The sequence below is a fragment of the Vibrio sp. 10N.286.49.E11 genome (assembly GCF_041469505.1).
GTDB lineage: Bacteria > Pseudomonadota > Gammaproteobacteria > Enterobacterales > Vibrionaceae > Vibrio > Vibrio crassostreae_C.
On the sequence record NZ_JBFRKQ010000007.1, the window covers coordinates 23629 to 45725 of the forward strand.

At 42.9% G+C, this 22097-nt stretch carries 12 protein-coding genes and 1 pseudogene; 7 read left to right on the top strand and 6 right to left on the bottom strand.

Going from position 1 to position 22097, the window contains the following annotated elements; all coding sequences use genetic code 11:
• Window positions 1–86: 86 nt before the first annotated feature.
• The 4 genes and pseudogenes from phnE (AB4167_RS01960) to phnD form a co-directional block, all read right to left on the bottom strand.
• Window positions 87–917 carry a phosphonate ABC transporter, permease protein PhnE gene (phnE, locus tag AB4167_RS01960; RefSeq protein WP_372136045.1) on the bottom strand — a complete coding sequence of 277 codons (831 nt, stop codon included), beginning with the start codon at window positions 915–917 and terminating at the stop codon, window positions 87–89.
• Window positions 918–927: 10 nt separating this feature from the next.
• A pseudogene (gene phnE, locus AB4167_RS01965) lies at window positions 928–1781 on the bottom strand (phosphonate ABC transporter, permease protein PhnE).
• Entirely contained in the window at window positions 1778–2596 is an 819-nt protein-coding gene (gene phnC / locus AB4167_RS01970; protein ID WP_102320520.1) for a phosphonate ABC transporter ATP-binding protein, read from the bottom strand. Before phnC ends, phnE (AB4167_RS01965) begins: the two are co-directional and overlap by 4 nt.
• A 143-nt stretch (window positions 2597–2739) precedes the next feature.
• Window positions 2740–3696 (bottom strand): phosphate/phosphite/phosphonate ABC transporter substrate-binding protein, encoded by a 957-nt coding sequence (phnD, locus tag AB4167_RS01975; protein ID WP_048607068.1) that lies wholly within the window; start codon window positions 3694–3696, stop codon window positions 2740–2742.
• Window positions 3697–3961: 265 nt separating this feature from the next.
• On the opposite strand from phnD, the gene AB4167_RS01980 reads away from it, so the two are divergent.
• The 7 genes from AB4167_RS01980 (at window position 3962) to AB4167_RS02010 (ending at window position 17806) form a co-directional block, all read left to right on the top strand.
• Window positions 3962–4681 carry a FadR/GntR family transcriptional regulator gene (locus AB4167_RS01980; RefSeq protein ID WP_017069949.1) on the top strand — a complete coding sequence of 240 codons (720 nt, stop codon included), beginning with the start codon at window positions 3962–3964 and terminating at the stop codon, window positions 4679–4681.
• 724 nt (window positions 4682–5405) lie between these two features.
• The gene (locus tag AB4167_RS01985) at window positions 5406–7184 is read left to right on the top strand and encodes a sodium:solute symporter family transporter (RefSeq protein ID WP_102332117.1); all 1779 of its coding nucleotides are present in this window, start codon (window positions 5406–5408) and stop codon (window positions 7182–7184) included.
• Between the two features lie 218 nt (window positions 7185–7402).
• Entirely contained in the window at window positions 7403–9481 is a 2079-nt protein-coding gene (locus AB4167_RS01990) for a DUF4962 domain-containing protein (RefSeq protein ID WP_372136046.1), read from the top strand.
• Between the two features lie 541 nt (window positions 9482–10022).
• The gene (locus AB4167_RS01995) at window positions 10023–10904 is read left to right on the top strand and encodes an NAD(P)-dependent oxidoreductase (RefSeq protein WP_372136047.1); all 882 of its coding nucleotides are present in this window, start codon (window positions 10023–10025) and stop codon (window positions 10902–10904) included.
• Window positions 10905–11958: 1054 nt separating this feature from the next.
• Entirely contained in the window at window positions 11959–13830 is a 1872-nt protein-coding gene (locus AB4167_RS02000) for a methyl-accepting chemotaxis protein (protein WP_102428434.1), read from the top strand.
• Window positions 13831–14067: 237 nt separating this feature from the next.
• Entirely contained in the window at window positions 14068–15816 is a 1749-nt protein-coding gene (locus tag AB4167_RS02005; RefSeq protein WP_229647048.1) for a polysaccharide lyase family 7 protein, read from the top strand.
• Between the two features lie 421 nt (window positions 15817–16237).
• Window positions 16238–17806: a polysaccharide lyase family 7 protein gene (locus tag AB4167_RS02010; RefSeq protein ID WP_017069952.1), complete on the top strand. Its 1569-nt coding sequence runs from the start codon at window positions 16238–16240 to the stop codon at window positions 17804–17806.
• Between the two features lie 933 nt (window positions 17807–18739).
• On the opposite strand, the gene AB4167_RS02015 is transcribed toward AB4167_RS02010, so the two are convergent.
• Both AB4167_RS02015 and AB4167_RS02020 read right to left on the bottom strand, forming a co-directional pair.
• Window positions 18740–20566 (bottom strand): hypothetical protein, encoded by a 1827-nt coding sequence (locus AB4167_RS02015; protein WP_372136048.1) that lies wholly within the window; start codon window positions 20564–20566, stop codon window positions 18740–18742.
• A 190-nt stretch (window positions 20567–20756) separates the two neighbouring features.
• Entirely contained in the window at window positions 20757–21617 is an 861-nt protein-coding gene (locus AB4167_RS02020; RefSeq protein WP_372136049.1) for an oligogalacturonate-specific porin KdgM family protein, read from the bottom strand.
• Window positions 21618–22097 lie beyond the last annotated feature (480 nt).

Sequence of the window (22097 nt, forward strand, 5' to 3'; positions counted from 1 at the left end):
TTTATCACGTTGCAACAAACGAAAAGCCTACTCACTGAGTAGGCTTTGATCCTAACTAACCGTCTATTTGACGTTGTTTTTATTATTTAGATAAGGGCTTTTCTTGCTTTGGCTGCCACCCATTCGGAGAAGATGACCGTCACTAGAATCGCACAGAAAATCACAGTCACTTGAGGCCATGCCAGCATCGCCATCGACTCTTGCAGTTTTAAGCCGATACCGCCAGCGCCCACCAAACCTAAGACGGTAGACTCACGAATATTGATATCCCAGCGGAACAAGCTCGTGCCGATGAAACTTGGCATCACTTGCGGAAGAATACCGTAGTTCAATACCTGCAGCGGAGAAGCTCCAGTCGATTGGATTGCAGACATCTGTGTTGCATTCACTTCTTCAATCGCTTCATACATTAACTTCGCCACAAAACCAATTGAACGTAGCGCTATCGCAATAATACCGGCCAGTAACCCTGGGCCGATGATAGCCACTAACAGGAGTGCCCAAATTAATGAGTTGATTGAACGACTTGCCGCAATGATGAACAGTGCGATAGGCCTGATAAACGTTGTGCTTGGCGTTGTGTTGCGTGCGGCTAAGAATGCAACTGGAAATGCCAGTACGATTCCTAACAGTGTGCCAATTGTTGCGATGTTAATGGTGTCCCACAAAGGGCTCCAAAGTGACTCTAAGTAGCTCCATCTTGGTGGCCACATACGTGACGAAATATCAGCAAGTTGATTCGGTGAGTCAGTCACAAAGTACCAAATCGTGTCCTTGTTCATGACTTGCCATGCAAAAACCGTTAGCGCAACAAAGCAAAGCCAGCCAAGCCAAAGCATAAGGCTCTGTTTACTGTCGTAACGCTGCCATTGGGTACGATTCATGGCGCTTGTAGAGGTGTCATTTAGCGTGCTCATTGGTCGTTCCTTACTGCACATGCTTGCGGATAATGGTCGATAGGTATTCACACAACATCACAATCACAATAATAATCAATAGAATAGCGGCCGCTGCGCTGTATTCGTAACGGTCCATTGCGTGTTCAATGTAGCACCGATACCCCCTGCGCCAACAATGCCAATTACCGCTGACTCTCGGAAGTTGATGTCGAGTCGGTACATCGAAAGCCCGATAAAGCGTGGCATTACCTGCGCTTGAATCGCATAGTTCACTTGTTGTAACCAACTTGCGCCAGTTGCGCGCATTGCGGTGAGTGGTGCTGGGTCGATGGCTTCAATTTCATCGGCAAACAATTTCGCGAGAAAGCCGATGGTTGCGAAGGTCAGCGTGACAAAACCCGCAAACGTACCAAAGCCAAACAGAGCCACACACAGAATCGCAACGATGATCTCTTGTAAGCTACGAGCGATCGAAATAAACGCACGACAGAATAGGTAAACAGGCGTAGGGGCAAGGTTTTTCGCTGCGCCTAATCCGAATGGGATTGAAAGAAGGACACCCGCCACGGTTGATGTCAGGGTCATGGTTAAACTCTCAATCAAACCTTGTGAGATGTTGTTCCATCGGCCACCAAAATCTGGGTTCATGAAAGCCAAAATGAACTGCCAGCCGCGTTCGCTGCCTTCGTAAATTCGAGTCCAGTTGACGTGTACCGATTGAGTCGCAAGGTACAAGTAAACCGCGACAATGATGATTAAGCTCCAGCGTAACCATGGGCTAGAAATCATTGGCGGCTTTGTCCACTGTGTCGGGTATTGTTTGGAATTCTGTTTTCCTGACTTTAAATGCTGCTGAACTTGATTTGGATATGGTTGAGTCATATTGTTGCCTCAGACAGGCGAGGACTTGTGATGATGAGGTCATCGGCCTCTTCTTCTGCTTGTTGACTCCAGTCTTCTTCACCGTAGATTTGCGTTAAAACATATTCAGTGAGCAGGTTTGGTTTGTCATCAAATACGACACAACCTGCATTTAAGCCGACAACACGGTCAACAAACTGCTTTGCTAATTGAACATCGTGAATATTGATGATGGCAGGGAGCTGTTGCTCTGAACAAATCTCACTGATCAGTCGCATGATTTGGCGCGCTGTACGTGGATCAAGTGCGGCCGTTGGTTCATCAATCAACAGTAATTTCGGTTTCTGAGCAAGTGCACGTGCAATACCAACACGTTGACGCTGACCACCCGACAGAGCATCGGCCCTTTTATTGGCGTGTTCTAACAATCCAACACGGTCGAGTAGCGCATAAGCGGCTTGGATATCCGATTCAGGGAAACGGCGAGTAAAGCTTTGCCAGAAATTCACGTAACCCAAACGTCCTGAAAGTACGTTTTCCATCACCGTCAAACGCTCAATCAGCGCGTACTCTTGGAAAATCATCCCGATTTCACGGCGTGATTGTCTCAGTTGTCGCTTAGACAGCGTTTCTAGATTGGTATTGGAAAAGATCACTTCGCCGCTGGTGGGTTCGGTGAGCCGATTAATACAACGGATAAGCGTTGATTTACCCGCACCAGATGGACCAATTAAACCAACCACTTCACCGGCATTGACCGACAAGCTAACGTTGGTAAGGGCTTTATCAGAACTGGAGTAGTGCTTGGTAAGCCCTTTAAGGGTAAGAGTAGACATAGAATTCCTATAAGAGCGGTGTACTAAGAGTTCGCCTGAGACAGGCATGGAAAGTAAACCGGAAAGAGTGGTGAATAACTGCAGGCGATTACACCTGCAGTTAGTTTTATCGGTGTGTGATTGGCTTTTTAGTTCGGTTGAACTTAGCTACACGTGTAAGAGACTTTGTTTGCCGTATCGATAGTGCGGATCACTTCCCAGTGCTCTTTGTAAGTAATAGGAACGAACTGCGCTTCGCCGTTACGTTCAAATTCTTCTTGAAGCTTTGTGCCTTCCCAATCGAAAGTGAAGAACGCTTTTTGAATCTTCTCTTGCAGCTCTGGCGTCAGGTTGTGCGCTGTGCCGTAAGCGGTAGTCGGGAAGGTTTGAGATTTGTAGATGCTCTTGATTTGGTCTTCTTTCACAACATCGCGTGAAAGCATGCGGTTCAATACTGAGTTAGCAACTGCTGCAGCATCGTAATCTTTGTGCGCCACACCCAAAATAGAGTTGTCGTGTGCGCCAGAGAATGCTGGTTTGAAATCTCGGTCAGGTTGAAGTTGGTATTCAGCGTCCAAAATCGCAGAAGGTGCTTTGAAGCCAGAGTTAGACGTTTGTGATGTGAACGCTAGGTTCTTATCTTTTAGGTCTTCCACTTTCTCAATGCCAGAACCAGGGTAAGTGATGATTTCCATTTCGTAACCGAAAGAGCCATCTTCTGCAGCCATCATTGTGAATGGGGCAAAGCCTGCACAGTTAACCGCCAGTGGTGTAGAACCTGTGTTGAAACCTGCGATATGTAGGCGACCTGAACGCATTGCTTCAATTTGAGCAGCGTTATTTTGAACAGGGAAGAAACGAACCGTCTTTTCCGTTGTTTTTTCAAGGTGGCTCAAAAACTCGCTCCACACATCAGCGTATACTGCAGGATCTTCAACTGGCGTATAAGCAAAAATTAGCGTGTTTGGGTCAACCCATTGTGATTCATCTTGAGGAACATCAGCAACCAAGTTGCCAGAGCGATCTTCGTATCGTGTATCCATTGCTAATGCAGAACCAGAAAAAATCAGCGCAGCAGTAATAGCGCTCTTAAGCGTGAGATTTGTTTTTGTCGGTTTCATTATGTTAGTCCAATTGAGTGATTTGTTGGAAGGAAGTATAGGAATCGAGGATGACAGAACCGATGCCTTTTGATGACGGATTTATGAATGGTGTAACATAATGTTTCTAGTGGTATGGAGTTAGATGCTTTATAAGTGTTTGATTCATTGAGTAAATTAATAGGGCACGACTCGTTGCTAATTTACTCAATTGGCGCTAGGTTGAAATCCTGTTATAGTGATCCTTAAATAATACATAAACATAACATATAAAATAAGTGAACTTATGGTTAGCACTTTTAATTCAATCTCGGGCTCGAAGCGCAGCCTGCACGTGCAAGTAGCGCGTGAAATCGCTCGTGGAATCTTGTCTGGTGAACTGCCACAAGGTTCTATTATTCCTGGTGAAATGGCGCTGTGTGAACAGTTTGGTATCAGCCGTACGGCACTTCGTGAAGCCGTTAAACTACTGACTTCTAAAGGCCTGTTAGAGTCCCGCCCGAAAATCGGTACTCGTGTAGTGGATCGCGCATACTGGAACTTTCTTGATCCTCAACTGATTGAATGGATGGATGGTCTAACCGACATAGACCAATTCTGTTCTCAGTTTTTAGGCCTTCGCCGTGCGATTGAACCTGAAGCGTGTGCATTAGCTGCAAAATTTGCGACTGCTGAGCAACGTATCGAGCTTTCAGAGATCTTCCAGAAGATGGTAGAAGTGGATGCTGCTGAAGTATTTGACCAAGAAAGTTGGACAAACATCGACATTCGTTTCCACAGCTTGATCTTCAATGCAACAGGTAACGATTTCTACCTGCCATTCGGCAATATTCTGACGACCATGTTCGTTAACTTCATCGTGCACTCTTCTGAAGAGGGCAGCACATGTATCAATGAACACCGTAGAATCTATGAAGCGATTATGGCTGGCGACAGTGAAAAAGCTCGTACAATGTCAGCGGCTCACTTGCAAGATGCTAACCACCGTTTAGCCACTGCAAGCTAAACACGGTTTTCAACTTCATTTGAACCAGTCAAAAAGGTATGCCATGTGCATGCCTTTTTTTTTTAGAAAGCGTGTTGCACCATGTGTGGCACTGTTTTGGTTCATCCTCGCTTAACTCCTTCTTAAGCCAGTTCCTTCTTGTATACGCCTAGCGGTCGTTCTCTTTACCATCATAATAAAAATAATATTACGCTCGATATTCGTTTTTAGACACTCTCGACCCCCAAATAATTATGCGTCATCCATGATTTTTCATTTTTGTATATTTTGAATCTACCATCGTTTGAACTGGATATGCCTCTTCTATATTGATTAATTTAAGTAGAATTCTAATGAAATTATCCACTCTCAATAGATAAAAAACGCTGGTTTATTGTGTGATAAATGAGGGTGATTTAGCTCTGATTTGGCTTTTATTATTTTTGAGGATTTTATATTTATATGTGTTTGGTTGTATTTGTTAATAAGTGTGCAAAGTCTCACTTTCTCATAAGTCTTTGATTTTAATGGGTGTGATGTTCTTTGGCCTTGTTTTTTGAGTTTTTACCTCAAACACCAGTAATTGCCTTGATGGATTGGCCATATTCCATCCTATGTCATATATATAATTAACTTAATCAATCAAAATAAGATCGCCATCACTTATTTGGATTATTGTACTACAAATAAAGTTTGAGATTTCCTATAGTCCTCGTAACAAAATACAACGGACAAAGGATACACGATGGAACTCAACACGATTATTGTCGGCATTTATTTCCTATTCTTGATTGCGATAGGTTGGATGTTTAGAACATTTACAAGTACCACCAGTGACTACTTCCGCGGGGGCGGTAACATGTTGTGGTGGATGGTTGGTGCAACCGCCTTTATGACCCAGTTTAGTGCATGGACATTCACCGGTGCGGCAGGTAAAGCGTATAACGATGGTTTTGCAGTAGCGGTCATCTTCGTAGCCAACGCATTTGGTTACTTCATGAACTTCGCATATTTTGCTCCAAAGTTCCGTCAACTACGTGTAGTAACGGTAATCGAAGCAATTCGTATGCGTTTCGGTGCGACTAACGAACAAGTGTTCACTTGGTCTTCAATGCCAAACAGTGTTGTTTCTGCCGGTGTATGGTTAAACGCACTAGCAATCATCGCTTCTGGTATCTTCGGTTTCGACATGACAGCAACTATCTGGATTACCGGTTTGGTTGTATTGGCAATGTCTGTAACGGGTGGTTCATGGGCGGTAATTGCATCTGACTTTATGCAGATGGTTATCATCATGGCAGTAACCGTGACATGTGCTGTTGTTGCTGTTGTTCAAGGTGGCGGTGTTGGTGAAATCGTGAATAACTTCCCTGTAGCGGAAGGCGGTTCTTTCCTTTCTGGTAACAACATTAACTACTTAAGCATCTTCAGCATTTGGGCATTCTTCATCTTCGTGAAGCAGTTCTCTATTACTAACAACATGCTTAACTCTTACCGTTACCTAGCGGCTAAAGACTCAAAGAACGCGAAGAAAGCGGCGCTACTAGCGTGTGTGCTAATGCTTTGTGGTGTATTTATCTGGTTCATGCCTTCTTGGTACATTGCAGGTCAAGGTGTCGACCTAGCAGCAGCTTACCCAGATGCAGGTAAGAAAGCGGGTGACTTTGCCTACCTATACTTCGTACAAGAGTACATGCCAGCAGGTATGGTTGGCCTTCTAGTTGCGGCGATGTTTGCAGCGACAATGTCTTCAATGGATTCTGGTCTAAACCGTAACTCGGGTATCTTTGTTAAGAACTTCTATGAACCAATCGTTCGTAAAGGTACGGCTAGCGAAAAAGAACTAGTAACGGTTTCTAAGATTACTTCTGCCGTGTTTGGTATTGCTATCATCCTTATTGCACAGTTCATCAACTCGCTTAAAGGTTTGAGCCTGTTCGATACCATGATGTATGTAGGCGCACTGATCGGCTTCCCAATGACAATTCCTGCATTCCTTGGCTTCTTTATTAAGAAGACTCCGGACTGGGCTGGTTGGGGTACGCTAGTGGTTGGTGGTTTTGTTTCTTACTACGTGGGTTTCGTTGTTAACGCTGAAATGGTGTCTTCAATCTTCGGTCTAGAAGAGCTAACAAGCCGTGAATGGTCTGATGTTAAGGTTGCTATCGGTCTGATTGCTCACATTACGCTGACAGGTGGTTTCTTCATCCTATCAACTCTGTTCTACAAGCCATTAACTGAGAAGCGTCAAGCAGACGTTGATAAGTTCTTCGGTAACCTGTCTACTCCATTAGTTGCGGAGTCAGCAGAACAGAAAGTACTGGATAACAAACAGCGTGAAATGCTTGGTAAACTGATTGCGGTAGCGGGTGTCGGTATCATGCTAATGGCTCTACTTACTAACCCAATGTGGGGACGTCTAGTCTTTATCCTTTGTGGTGTGATTGTTGGTGGTGTTGGTGTGCTATTGGTTAAAGCGGTCGATGACGGCGGCAAGCAAGCGAAAGCAGTAACCGAAAGCTAATATAGAGAAAACGTTTATAATAGAATGCGACGACTCGAAAGGGCGTCGCATTTTTTGTTCTGCGAAACGGAAAAACTGTCAGGTGGAAGATATCTGACCTAAATCACGAAAACTGTACAAAATGGTTCAATCGAACCGAAATAGATTCAATTGTCCTACAATAAGACGTATATTATTGCTAATTCCTTTCAATCAACTTGAAAAATAAGTGAGTTAGAATGAGCGACCAAAAATCTCTTGATGCAATCAGGAAGATGAAGCTGGAGAATGATACTTCAGCAGGTAATCTTGTAGACCTACTCCCTATCGAAGTCCAAACACGTGACTTCGACCTATCATTCCTAGACAACTTGAGCGAAGCACGTCCACGTCTTCTTGTTCAAGCAGATCAGTTAGAAGAATTCAAAGCGAAAGTGAAAGCTGATGAAGCTCACTGCATGTTTGATGATTTCTATAACAACTCGACAGTTAAGTTCCTTGAGACTGCTCCTTTCGAAGAGCCTCAAGCGTACCCAGCTGAGACGGTAGGTAAAGCTTCTCTATGGCGTCCTTACTGGCGTCAAATGTACGTTGATTGCCAAATGGCACTGAACGCGACACGTAACCTAGCAATTGCTGGTGTTGTGAAAGAAGACGAAGCGCTCATTGCTAAAGCAAAAGCTTGGACTCTAAAACTGTCTACGTACGATCCAGAAGGCGTGACTTCTCGTGGCTATAACGATGAAGCAGCTTTCCGTGTTATCGCGGCTATGGCTTGGGGTTACGACTGGCTACACGGTTACTTTACAGATGAAGAACGTCAGCAAGTTCAAGATGCTTTGATTGAGCGTCTAGACGAAATCATGCACCACCTGAAAGTGACGGTTGATCTATTGAACAACCCACTGAACAGCCACGGTGTTCGTTCTATCTCTTCTGCTATCATCCCAACGTGTATCGCGCTTTACCACGATCACCCGAAAGCAGGCGAGTACATTGCATACGCTCTAGAATACTACGCAGTACACTACCCACCATGGGGCGGTGTAGACGGCGGTTGGGCTGAAGGTCCTGACTACTGGAACACACAAACTGCATTCCTAGGCGAAGCATTCGATCTATTGAAAGCATACTGTGGCGTAGACATGTTCAACAAAACATTCTACGAAAACACAGGTGATTTCCCGCTTTACTGCATGCCTGTTCACTCTAAGCGCGCGAGCTTCTGTGACCAGTCTTCAATCGGTGATTTCCCAGGTCTAAAACTGGCTTACAACATCAAGCATTACGCAGGTGTTAACCAGAAGCCTGAGTATGTTTGGTACTACAACCAACTGAAAGGCCGTGATACTGAAGCACACACCAAATTCTACAACTTCGGTTGGTGGGACTTCGGTTACGATGATCTTCGCTTTAACTTCCTTTGGGATGCACCTGAAGAGAAAGCACCATCGAATGACCCACTGTTGAAAGTATTCCCAATCACGGGTTGGGCTGCATTCCACAACAAGATGACTGAGCGTGATAACCATATTCACATGGTATTCAAATGTTCTCCGTTTGGCTCAATCAGCCACTCTCACGGTGACCAAAACGCATTTACGCTTCACGCATTTGGTGAAACGCTAGCGTCAGTAACAGGTTACTACGGTGGTTTCGGTGTTGATATGCACACGAAATGGCGTCGTCAAACGTTCTCTAAGAACCTTCCACTATTTGGCGGTAAAGGTCAGTACGGCGAGAACAAGAACACGGGCTACGAAAACCACCAAGATCGCTTCTGTATCGAAGCGGGCGGCAACATCTCTGATTTCGACACTGAATCTGATGTGAAGATGGTTGAAGGTGATGCGACAGCGTCTTACAAGTACTTCGTTCCTGAAATTGAATCTTACAAGCGTAAGGTCTGGTTTGTTCAAGGTAAAGTATTCGTAATGCAAGACAAGGCAACGCTTTCTGAAGAGAAAGACATGACTTGGCTAATGCACACAACTTTCGCAAACGACGTGGCAGACAAGTCTTTCACTATCCGTGGCGAAGTTGCGCACCTAGACGTAAACTTCATCAACGAGTCTGCTGATAACATCACGTCAGTTAAGAACGTTGAAGGTTTTGGCGAAGTTGACCCATACGAGTTCAAAGATCTTGAAATCCACCGTCACGTTGAAGTGGAATTCAAGCCATCAAAAGAGCACAACATCCTTACGCTTCTTGTTCCTAATAAGAACGAAGGCGAGCAAGTTGAAGTGTCTCACAAGCTTGAAGGCAACACGCTAATGCTAAATGTTGATGGTGAAACGGTTTCAATCGAACTGTAATTCGCTGAAGCAACAGAAGCTAGATACTAAAAACTCCGAGTGAAAGCTCGGAGTTTTTTTGTTTGCACAGAACAGGCAGTAGCCTACGAGGTGGGAAGAGGTTGCGTTGGTTAGTTAGAGGCTAAGTAGCAAGAGTGCCAGGCTTAGTAAGTGGCGACAAAACTTGGTTTAAAACCCGTGTTCAGTAAACCTTACTAAGGCTAGGGCAGTGACTGTCTTCCAATAATTTGTCAACTACTGACAGTGGGCAGCCTTAATCTTGTCTGAAAAAAGGGACGGCAGGTTAATAATCGTTATTGGAGTGGCTTATTCTCATTAATCGTATGACATTTAGAGTGCATTATTTCATCAATAGGTTATTTTTTGATTGGGATATCGCTCTTGTAAGTACAAAGCGTGACCATATTTTCTCGTAAAGTGAATCCCCGTCACAACTTGCGTCTAAGCATTGAAGGATTACCCTAAAACTATTGCGTAACGGAAAAGACGTCGTTATTATAATGACCATATAATCATACAATACTATATTTGGAGTTTGAACATGACTAAACCTGTAATCGGTTTCATTGGCCTAGGTCTTATGGGCGGCAACATGGTTGAAAACCTACAAAAGCGCGGCTACCACGTAAACGTAATGGATCTAAGCGCTGAAGCTGTTGCTCGCGTTACAGATCGCGGCAATGCGACTGCATTCACTTCTGCTAAAGAACTAGCTGCTGCAAGTGACATCGTTCAGTTTTGTCTTACAACTTCAGCTGTTGTTGAAAAAATCGTTTACGGCGAAGACGGCGTTCTAGCTGGCATCAAAGAAGGCGCAGTATTAGTAGACTTCGGTACTTCTATCCCTGCTTCTACTAAGAAAATCGGCGCAGCTCTAGCTGAAAAAGGCGTGGGCATGATCGACGCACCTCTAGGCCGTACTCCTGCACACGCTAAAGATGGTCTTCTGAACATCATGGCTGCTGGCGACATGGAAACTTTCAACAAAGTTAAACCTGTTCTTGAAGAGCAAGGCGAAAACGTATTCCACCTAGGTGCTCTAGGTTCTGGTCACGTTACTAAGCTTGTAAACAACTTCATGGGTATGACGACTGTTGCGACTATGTCTCAAGCTTTCGCTGTTGCTCAACGCGCTGGTGTTGATGGCCAACAACTGTTTGACATCATGTCTGCAGGTCCATCTAACTCTCCGTTCATGCAATTCTGTAAGTTCTATGCGGTAGACGGCGAAGAGAAGCTAGGTTTCTCTGTTGCTAACGCAAACAAAGACCTTGGTTACTTCCTTGCTCTTTGTGAAGAGCTAGGTACTGAGTCTCTAATTGCTCAAGGTACTGCAACTAGCCTACAAGCTGCTGTTGACGCAGGAATGGGTAACAACGACGTACCAGTAATCTTCGACTACTTCGCTAAACTAGAGAAGTAATCGACGTACGACCTCGCTAGGGTATTGCCTGTCTTTTTAGGCGGCGATACCTCAGCGAGGTTCGTTTTTATCTGCCATACCCAACCCTTTGTTCCCTCGTTAAACTCTTCTACTTCTACTTCCTCAGCTACACCTACTCAAAACTCTGTTCAACTTTGTTACTGCCTCAATTCCTATTTTTGTTTCTATATCTATATCTATATCTATATCTATATCTATTTGTAAATTCAAAGCCTTCTAGCACCAACTCACTTACTTTTCCTCGCAAGCTTAAACCAGTGCACTTAACTGATTGTTGGCGATGGCTTAACACCGCTCGTATATCGGGTCTGAAAAGAAAGTAAAAAAAACCCACACAGCTGGTGACTGTATGGGCATGTTCGGACGAGCCGTCTGGAAAAACAAATGATCAATAGAAAGTGAAAAAACGAATAACGAGATCCCCCGACAGTTTCTACGTTAAACGAGTTCAATGACCTTAAAGCGGCTGCTTCAATTATCACTTTGAACTGAACAAAAGCATCCAGAAAGAACTTAAGTTATGATTCAAATACACCATAACTTAAGGCTTATTGTATTACAAATAAATTTTAAGATTGAATGCCTTGAGTGAATGGTTAGTTGGTAGAAGTGTGAGTTAAGACTCATTTTTGCATACTATTAGGTAGCGTGGGACAGTAAAATCTGGTGATGATAATTATCGACAGAAATATGACTTTTCACTATGAAATTGGACGTTTTACAAATTTATAGTGATTTTATTCAATGAGATGAAAGTCAAAACGCATAAATGATAACTATGTCACAGGGCTATTTTAGCCAGTTTTAATATGTCAAGATTGCTCACAGAAAGTGCAGTAAATTAAACATACAATATTAATTAAATTGATGGTTGTGACGATGGAACGGCATGAACAAGTTTTGCTTCCCGTATCTTCGAATATCTAAAAAATGACCATTTCATTCGGATAAAAATAATAGACATAGGTTGATATGGATTATGAGTTTTATGAATTCAAAATTGTCTCTAGGGTTTAAAGGAAAATTGATTTTAATGGTGGCGATCGTCAGTTCCAGTGCCTTGGCATTTACGAACTGGTTCACGCTTAACTTGGCGACTGATCAAGTAAACCAAACGATTTATAACGAGATTGATCACTCGTTAACGATAGAAATTAATCAAATAGAAAATACCGTTCAGCGCACCATCGATACCGTTAACTCTGTTGCACAAGAGTTCATGAAATCCCCATACCAAGTGCCGAATGAAGCACTCATGCATTATGCTGCAAAGCTGGGTGGCATTGACAAGATTGTGGTGGGTTTTGACGACGGCCGTTCTTATACCTCTCGCCCTTCAGAGTCTTTTCCTAACGGTGTAGGGATAAAAGAAAAATACAATCCAACCGTTCGACCTTGGTATCAACAAGCCAAATTGAAATCAGGCTTATCTTTTAGTGATCTGTTTTTCACTAAGAGTACTCAAGTGCCTATGATCGGTGTGACCTACTCATACCAAGATCGTGTCATCATGGCCGACATACGTTTTGACGATTTGGAAACTCAGCTTAAACAGCTGGACAGTATCTACGAAGCCAAAGGCATTATTATCGACGAGAAAGGGATGGTGGTCGCTTCAACAGTCGAAAACGTACTTCCGCAAAGCAATATATCTTCTGCAGATACTCAGATGAGACTCAATAGTGCCATTGAACAGCCTGACCAATTCATTGAGGGTGTGATTGATGGCAACCAGAGAATTTTGATGGCCAAGAAAGTGGATATTGGCAGCCAGAAAGAATGGTACATGATATCTAGTATCGATCCTGAACTCGCGCTCAATCAGTTGAATGGCGTGATGTCGAGTGCGCGTATCCTTATCGTGGCATGTGTGCTTGGCTCGGTGATATTGATGATTTTACTGCTGAATCGCTTCTACCGCCCAATCGTGTCACTGAGAAAAATCGTCCACGATCTATCTCAAGGTAACGGAGACCTGACTCAAAGGCTTGTTGAGAAGGGGAATGATGACTTAGGGCATATCGCCAAAGACATCAACTTGTTCATCATTGGTCTGCAAGAGATGGTTAAGGACGTCAAATTTAAGAACTCGGATCTCGATACTAAGGTACTGAGTATTCGTGAAGGTTGTAAAGAAACCAGCGATGTACTGAAAGTTCACACTGATGAAACGGTTCAAGTGGTCTCTGCAATTAACGGCTTATCTGAAGCATCAAACGAAGTCGAGAAGAGTTCTCAGTCGGCGGCAGAAGCAGCAAGAGAGGCCGCTGTGTTCAGTGATGAGACGAAACAAATTAACACCGTGACGGAAACCTATATCAGTGATCTTGAGAAGCAAGTCTGCACCACCTCTGATGATATTCGCTCAATGGCGAATGAAACGCAGAGCATCCAGTCTATCGTGTCTGTGATTGGAGGAATTGCGGAACAAACTAATTTGCTGGCATTGAATGCGTCAATTGAAGCGGCGAGAGCGGGTGAGCATGGCCGAGGTTTCGCGGTGGTTGCTGATGAAGTCCGTGCGTTAGCCAACCGAACTCAAATCAGTACTTCTGAAATTGATGAAGCGCTGTCTGGCTTGCAGTCTAAATCAGATGGTTTGGTTAAATCGATTGAGTTGACCAAAAGTAACTGTGAAATGACGCGTGCCCAAGTGGTTCAAGCGGTAAATATGTTGGCCAAGCTAACGGAACAGATGGAAACGGTAAGTCGTTTTAATAACGATATTTCGGGTTCGTCTGTTGAGCAGAACGCTCTTATTCAGAGCATTGCTAAGAACATGCATAAGATTGAAAGCTTTGTTGAGGAGCTTAATAAGCTAAGCCAAGATCAGTTGATTGAATCAGCAGAAATCAAAACACTTAACGGCAGCGTTAGTGACTTGATGAGCAGCTTTAAGGTTTAACTTTTCTAATATTTATATTTAAAAATCAACATACTAAGTTTAGTTGTTGATCTGAGAGCCACTCAATAGCTTGCGAGTTTAGAGTGGCCTTTCTGCGTTTTTCTTGAGTCTAACTCTACGCAATACTCATTCATCCCACTTCATTTGCCGCATCTCACATTCTGATAAATATATAATTGACATAAAATAGTACAAATATACATTGTCACTCTATTCTTATGGATAAGTGAGATAAATGTGAATAAGCCAATCTTCGTCGTAGTACTCGCTTCGCTTACGTATGGCTGCGGTGGAAGCAGCTCCAGTGACAGCAGTGATCCTTCCGATACCAATAACCCAGGAATGCCCGCTGGTGTTGTTGCTCCCTATGATATTACCAAGTATCAAAACATCCTTTCCAGCTCAGATCTTCAGGTCTCTGATCCTAATGGAGAGGAGGGCAATAAAACCTCTGAAGTCAAAGATGGTAACTTCGATGGTTATGTCAGTGATTATTTTTATGCTGATGAAGAGACGGAAAATCTTATCTTCAAAATGACGAACTACAAGATGCGCTCTGAAGTTCGTGAGGGAGAAAACTTCGATATCAACGAAGCGGGCGTAAGGCGAAGCCTGTATGCGGAAATAAGTTTGCCTGATATTGAGCATGCCATGGCGAGTTCTCCCGCTGATCATGATGAAGTGACGTTGCTGCAGATACACAATAAGGGGACTGATGAGAGTGGTACGGGTTATATCCCTCATCCGCTATTGCGTGTGGTTTGGGAGCAAGAACGAGATGGCCTCACAGGTCACTACTGGGCAGTCATGAAAAACAATGCCATTGATTGTAGCAGCGCTGCTGACTCTTCGGATTGTTATGCCACGTCATACAATCGCTACGATTTAGGTGAGGCGGAATTGGACAGTTTTACCAAATTTGATCTTTCTGTTTATGAGAACACACTGTCGCTCAAAGTGAATGATGAAGTAAAAGTGAATCAAGACATCGCTTACTGGCAGCATTTATTGAGCTACTTCAAAGCGGGTATCTATAACCAATTTGAGAATGGTGAAGCGATTGCTTACTATCAGGCGTTGAGATACACCACGACTCAAATCGATGGATCAAACGATTGGGACATTAATGATTGGAAGCTGACTATTCCACCGAGTAAGAATGATTGGTATGGAAGCGGTGGTGACAGTGCTGCTGAGTTAGAACCAGAACGTTGTGAATCGAGTAAAGATCTTCTTTCAAATGACAGCGATGTGTACGACAGTGATATTGATCTTTCTTACTTCAATACTGATGAAGGAAGAATGCACTTTAGAGCGGATATGGGATACGGCACCTCTACCCAAAACTCTAGCTATATTCGCTCTGAGCTCAGGGAGTTGTATCAAAGCAGTGTTCAACCGGATTGTAGCACCAGCGATGAAGATACAAGTTGGTATTTGGACGACACTAGAACGAACGCTACCAGTCACGAGTTAACCGCAAGCTTGCGAATTGAAGATTACCCGAACATCAACAATCAAGATCCAAAAGTGGTACTTGGACAAATCCATGGTTGGAAGATCAATCAAGCATTGGTGAAACTGTTATGGGAAGGCGAGAGTAAGCCAGTAAGAGTGATACTGAACTCTGATTTTGAGCGCAACAACCAAGACTGTAATCATTGTGACCCGTTCAGTGTCGAGTTAGGGACTTATTCGGCAAGTGAAGAGTGGCGATATACGATTCGTGCCAATCAAGACGGTATCTACTTGGCGACTCATGATTTAGATGGAACCAACACCGTTTCTCATTTAATCCCTTGGGGACAAGATTACACAGATAAAGATGGGGACACGGTTTCGTTAACATCAGATTGGACATCGACAGACATCGCTTTCTATTTCAAAGCAGGCATCTATCCACAATTTAAGCCTGATAGCGACTATGCGGGTGAAGTGTTTGATGTGAGCTTTAGTTCTCTTAGAGCTGAACACTATTTGAATTAGCTAACGTTTGAGTAACAACAATGACTGCTTTAAAGACCATATTGATTCCTAACAATGTGGTCTTTTTTTAACTGCTGCGACACTGTTAAATGAGATGTTCTGAACGATAAATGCTCTGCTCGAGTGATGCACATTCTCACCATTACCGCTCGGATTTTTCGCCCTTGATAGCCCATTTCGCATTCTAAATTTTCATATGTTGTCTTTTATCAATAGGAAGTGTGATCCAGTTAAAGTATGGAAAAAGCGAAAAGTGTTCCCAGTCTCATTTATTCAACGAAGTGTTTTATTTGTATTATAAGATTACGTAATATTTTTGTGTTATCGCAAATACTGAGAGAGAAAACGCCTTATAGCTCGTGTTTGCCAATTTATCTTTCACTTACGAACGCTGTCTTTGTATTATAATAATGGATTAGATATGAAACAAATTACTCTAAAAACCTTACTCGCTTCTTCTATTTTACTTGCAGTTGGTTGTGCGAGCACGAGCACACCGACTGTTGATTTCCCAAATAACAAAGAAACTGGTGAAGCGCTTCTGACGCCAGTTGCTGTTGCCGCTAGTAGCCATGATGGTAACGGACCTGATCGTCTCATTGACCAAGACCTAACTACACGTTGGTCTTCAGCGGGTGACGGTGAGTGGGCAATGCTAGATTATGGTTCAGTTCAAGAATTTGATGCGGTTCAAGCATCTTTCAGCAAAGGTAACGAGCGCCAGTCTAAATTTGATATTCAAGTAAGTGTCGATGGTGAAACCTGGACAACCGTACTTGAAAACCAACTGAGCTCAGGTAAAGCGATCGGCCTAGAGCGTTTCCAATTCGAGCCAGCAGTGCAAGCGCGCTACGTAAGATACGTTGGTCACGGTAACACCAAAAATGGTTGGAACAGTGTGACAGGGTTAGCTGCGGTTAACTGTAACATTAACGCATGTCCTGCTAGCCATATCATCACTTCAGACGTGGTAGCAGCAGAAGCAGTTATTATCGCTGAAATGAAAGCAGTGGAAAAAGCACGTAAAGATGCGCGTAAAGATCTTCGTTCAGGTAACTTTGGTGTAGCAGCGGTTTACCCTTGTGAGACCTCAGTTGAATGTGACACACGCAGTGCACTGCCAGTTCCGACAGGCCTGCCAGCGACACCAGTTGCAGGTAACGCGCCAAGCGAAAACTTTGACATGACGCATTGGTACCTATCTCAACCATTCGACCATGACAAAAACGGTAAGCCTGATGATGTTTCTGAGTGGAACCTTGCAAACGGTTACCAACACCCAGAGATCTTCTACACAGCTGACGATGGTGGTCTAGTCTTCAAGTCTTACGTGAAAGGTGTTCGTACCTCTAAAAATACTAAGTATGCGCGTACAGAGCTTCGCGAAATGATGCGCCGTGGTGACCAGTCTATTAGCACTAAAGGTGTTAACAAGAACAACTGGGTATTCTCAAGCGCACCTGAGTCTGACTTAGAAGCTGCTGCTGGTATTGATGGCGTTTTAGAAGCAACGTTGAAAATCGATCACGCAACAACAACAGGTAATGCGAACGAAGTAGGCCGCTTTATCATTGGTCAGATTCACGATCAAAACGATGAACCAATTCGTTTGTACTACCGTAAACTGCCAAACCAAGCAACGGGTGCGGTTTACTTCGCACACGAAAGCCAAGATGCAACTAAAGAGGACTTCTACCCTCTAGTGGGCGACATGACGGCTGAAGTGGGTGACGATGGTATCGCACTTGGCGAAGTGTTCAGCTACCGTATTGACGTTAAAGGCAACACGATGACTGTAACGTTAATGCGTGAAGGCAAAGACGACGTTGTACAAGTGGTTGATATGAGCAACAGCGGTTACGACGTAGGCGGCAAGTACATGTACTTCAAGGCCGGTGTTTACAACCAAAATATCAGCGGCGACCTAGATGATTATTCACAAGCGACTTTCTACCAACTAGACGTATCGCACGATCAATACAAAAAGTAATCTAACCGAATAACACTTAATATTAAGCTATCGCAATAGCCTCCAGCCTCAGGGTTTGGAGGCTTTTTTGTGCCTGTCGTTTAAGTTGAAGTTATCAGTTACACATAGTTTAAGACAATATCATTAAGCTCATTCAGTATTAACTGTAGTCATTATCAGTTTCAGTTACTATCCTCTCCCCAATCGCCGATCACCATTAACCTCAGTCATGATTAATCTCAGCTGATAACAGGTCATATTGGCTCTCATTCAAAGCTAAACAATGCCAATATTATTTTGGAATCGCCATAGCTAGAAAACTTCGACTTCGTTCTCAAGGTATGTACTAATGCGACGTCTACACATGAACGTATTGTTTTGCCTGGTCTACTAATAAGCGTTAGCTCGGCTGATTACTCCCGTTTTGTTCTTGAAACCGTCACTTTTGGGTTGTTTAGCAAGACTCTTAGCAACAGCCATAAATCGTGCTCTAACTCTTGCATAAATAGAAGGGCGGTTAGCCATCACTTTATTAGCGCCAATGCTTAATGAAATACTCAGGCGGGCTCAAGTCGATGATCAAACGCATCTAGTACTCAAGGGGATACGCTTGAGGGTTAGTTGCTTGCAGGCCGTAAATACCTTGATTGTATGCTACGGTGATGCTGAATAATAATTTGTGGGTTGAGTGCAGAGCTGAGGGGTTTTGTTTATCTATGATAGATACAGGGCTTTTGAGAGGGTTAAATAAGTTAGAGAGGCAAGGGGGCATTCGTTACTAGCAGCATCGGTGCTTATTCAACGCTGAAGCAAAGTTCCGCTGAGTCAGAGAGCTTAACTGAATCGCCAGTCTGCTTTTTATTCTTGAGCTAACAATAAAAAATCCCTATCAAATTACGTTGATAGGGATTTGTTTTATCTAGCAATCAAGTCAAACAGACTTTCTAGTGAGAACTAGAATAGGTCTGAATCTAGGTTGTCGAAGTAGGTGTATGTCCCTTTTGAACCATTGTCACCATTGTATAGCGCAATAGCGGTCGGGGAACCACCTGCACTTTCAGCTTTTAACCCAGTGTAGTCTGTTCCATCAACATTGACGGTAATGTCTGTATCTACCCATGAAATGGTCACATCTACCCATGTGTCTTTTGAGTATGAAGCAAGGTCAACTTGGCTGCCTGATTCGTTGCGGAATTTAATCATACTAGATGTAAATACAACTTCAGTGAAGCGACCACTAGATGATGCATCGTTATTAGAACCTAAGAAAATGTATGATGCTTTTACATAGCCATCGCTAGGGATGTATACAGATGTAGAAACAGAGCCAGTTTCTGCTGCGCCATTAGCAAAGTCGCGGCCAACGATAGCTTTGTTATTATCAGTGGTTGAGTCCGCACCATCTTCAATTCGTAAAGAGTTAGAACCCGACTTGGCAAAGTCACTACTGATCACTGCTGTATTTAAAACCCCATCAACACCTTTTGTCTGGTACGCAGGGTTAGCCACATCGATCTGCGTACCTACAGTATAAGAATCGAAGTTGTCTGTTACTTCGCCGGGCTCTGGATCTGGATCTGGTTCAGGTTCTGGCTCAGTATTGCCGCCATCAACAACAACTGTCGCTTCCGCAGTATTGTTGTTGTACGGATTACCTGATAGCGCTTGGCCATTCGGGTAATTGTTAAAGTTATCTTCAAATACTAGCTCATCAGAAGCTGTGTCATTCGAATAAACTTTAAAGTTGTCAGCGTTTAACTCGTAGTGTGTTGTGTTAGAAGTATCACCAAGCTTCAATGACACGATAGTAACGGCAGCTTTGTCGAAAGCCTCAAAACCGTTGCCGCTATTGTCGTATACAGTGTCATTGACTTTGAATGTGTAGTAACCGCTCGCCCAACTGATTTCAACCGCGAGATCTTCACCTAAAGTGTAAGTGCCTACAGGCTCATCAGGAATTTGAGGTTTACCGCTACTATCGGTAACCGTGGAACGGTAGAAAATTTCTCCAGCATTAAAAATAACTTCGCCGTGTAAATTAGTGTTAGAAGTACCAGAAGCGTAGAGACTAATATAAGCGTTGTTACCTGAACCATTCGCTTCTTGCTCGGTGTCTTCATCTACTTGGTAGATTAAGTCAACGGTTACCTTTCCTGATGCGATACTGTCTACTGTTGCCCCTGTGCTGCTGTCAGACAATTTCAAACGTAGTTCACCCACATCATTCTTTACACCACCATTGTTGGTGTCCAAGATTTGAACGTAGCCATTGATACCATTTGCTTCATTGGCTTTACTGATAGCTTCTTGTACGGCGTCAGTCGCAGTTTGGTCTGAACCAGAGTAGTCTATGCCAGTGGTGTTATCTGAAATATTCAGAGCACCAGCGTCATCGAAAGAAAAAACACCATCTAGAATTTCGATCGTTGATGTGCCTGTTTCATAATATGTGAAAGAGACCGTACCGGCTTCTTCATCATAATTATTAGTAGAAGCACTTGCATCTTTAATCGTGTAAGTACCTAAGTCATCATCATCGTCATAGTATTTATGATTGCCATCTTCTTGGAAAACATAAACATTTGGTAGATCAGCGTTTGATGACGCGGATATTGAAGCGGAGTTACCATCACTGATTTGCCAGTAACCCGTAGTTAATGCTGAAGGTTGGTTACCTGGATCAGTAGAACCATCGGTCGGGATAGGTAAACCGTCACTGTTACAACCAAATAATAAACCTGTCGAAAGAGCGACAGCTGTAGCGACTTTAGAAATCTGCATAAAATATTCTCTTTATGATATTAAATCCATATGTAAATCACATAAGAAATAGATAATGAATAGTCGTTAAATATTTATTAGGATGAAACTAACGTTAATTAGAACATCCTATTATTTAAATAAAGTGCTTAAAATATGCCCCAAAAATTTACAAGATGAGAGGGGTATTTTATAAATTGACTATTTCTAATTAGAATGAGTAAGCAACACCAACACGGTATTTTGCTTCGCGATCTTTAGAAGATGAGCTGATATCAGAAGACCAAATCTCAGCAAAAGGTTTCCAAGAACCGAACTTGTAGTTTACTTTTAAGCCAGCATCCCATTCCCAGTCATCACTATTATAAAGAAGTACGTTATCCAAAGATTTTACATAGTTTGCTTCGTAAGAAAGACCAAGCTTCGGTAGAGACTCAATTTTATATGCACCTGTTAGCGTTATTTTGGATTTTTGAGCTGATTCTAAACGTTCGCCAGTTTCTGAATCCTTATCACCAAACTGTGTATGGTTGCGGAAATCAGTATACTCGTGACGGTAACGAATGGCAGTCGTTAATCCCATATCCGCATTATAACCAACACGGAATTGAGGTTTGTAAGTGACTTTTTTCATCTTCCAGTCACCGCCGTTGTAGTTCGGCTCATCCCAGTCCCAAGCGATCGGCATACCAACTTGTAGATACCAGTTGTTATCGACTTTGTAAGTTGCTGTATTTTCTACTTCCATACCGTAAATATACCAATTGCCGTCATAGAAGCTTCTACTGTTTGCTGATTTAACTTCGCCAGAATCTGCGTCGTAGTAAGAATCGTCAGTATGGAATTTAACTTCAAGGCCCGTTGAGTGCTTCCACTTATCTGACAGTTTAAAGCTTTCACCTAGCTTCACTCGGTGTTGATGGCGAGCGTCTACGTGAGCCGTGTCGCCATTTGTTTTTGTATAATCCGTCGCAGCACGATACTCGTAACGATAATCAAGAGATGCACCAGTAGCTGTGCCCGCTAAAAGAGTACATGCAACAGCTGCAGCAATTTTTGTAACAGAATTCATACCTTTGTCTCACTATTATTTTTTAATTCTGGATACATCCAATGTACCCGTGGCTCACAAACCAATACCTTACATGGTATTAAATTAATGTATGACAAATATGGTATTTATTATTGAGTCAGATTTCTGTGAGATCTATCAAAAAGTTCTGACTAATGGCCCAAGTATATAGCTAAATGTTATGAATATCTCAATTTAGGGCTTGTGTATTAAATCAATCATGACGTACTTCTCATATTCACAAACCTTAGAAACTCACTTTTTTGCATGTGTTAAAATAATACAAATATTAAGTGTTTCTATATGTTAATAATGATGATTTTAACCATCGTGGCTTAAACATAGGGAGCATGTTGAGAGGCATAAATATAAACCATAGCCAGATGTTTAATAAAAGTTACAAAATGGCTAAATGTAAATTCTATTTATCGGTTGGCTTATTTAAGTCGAAGAGAAAATATTTAGTACTAATTCGTGTTC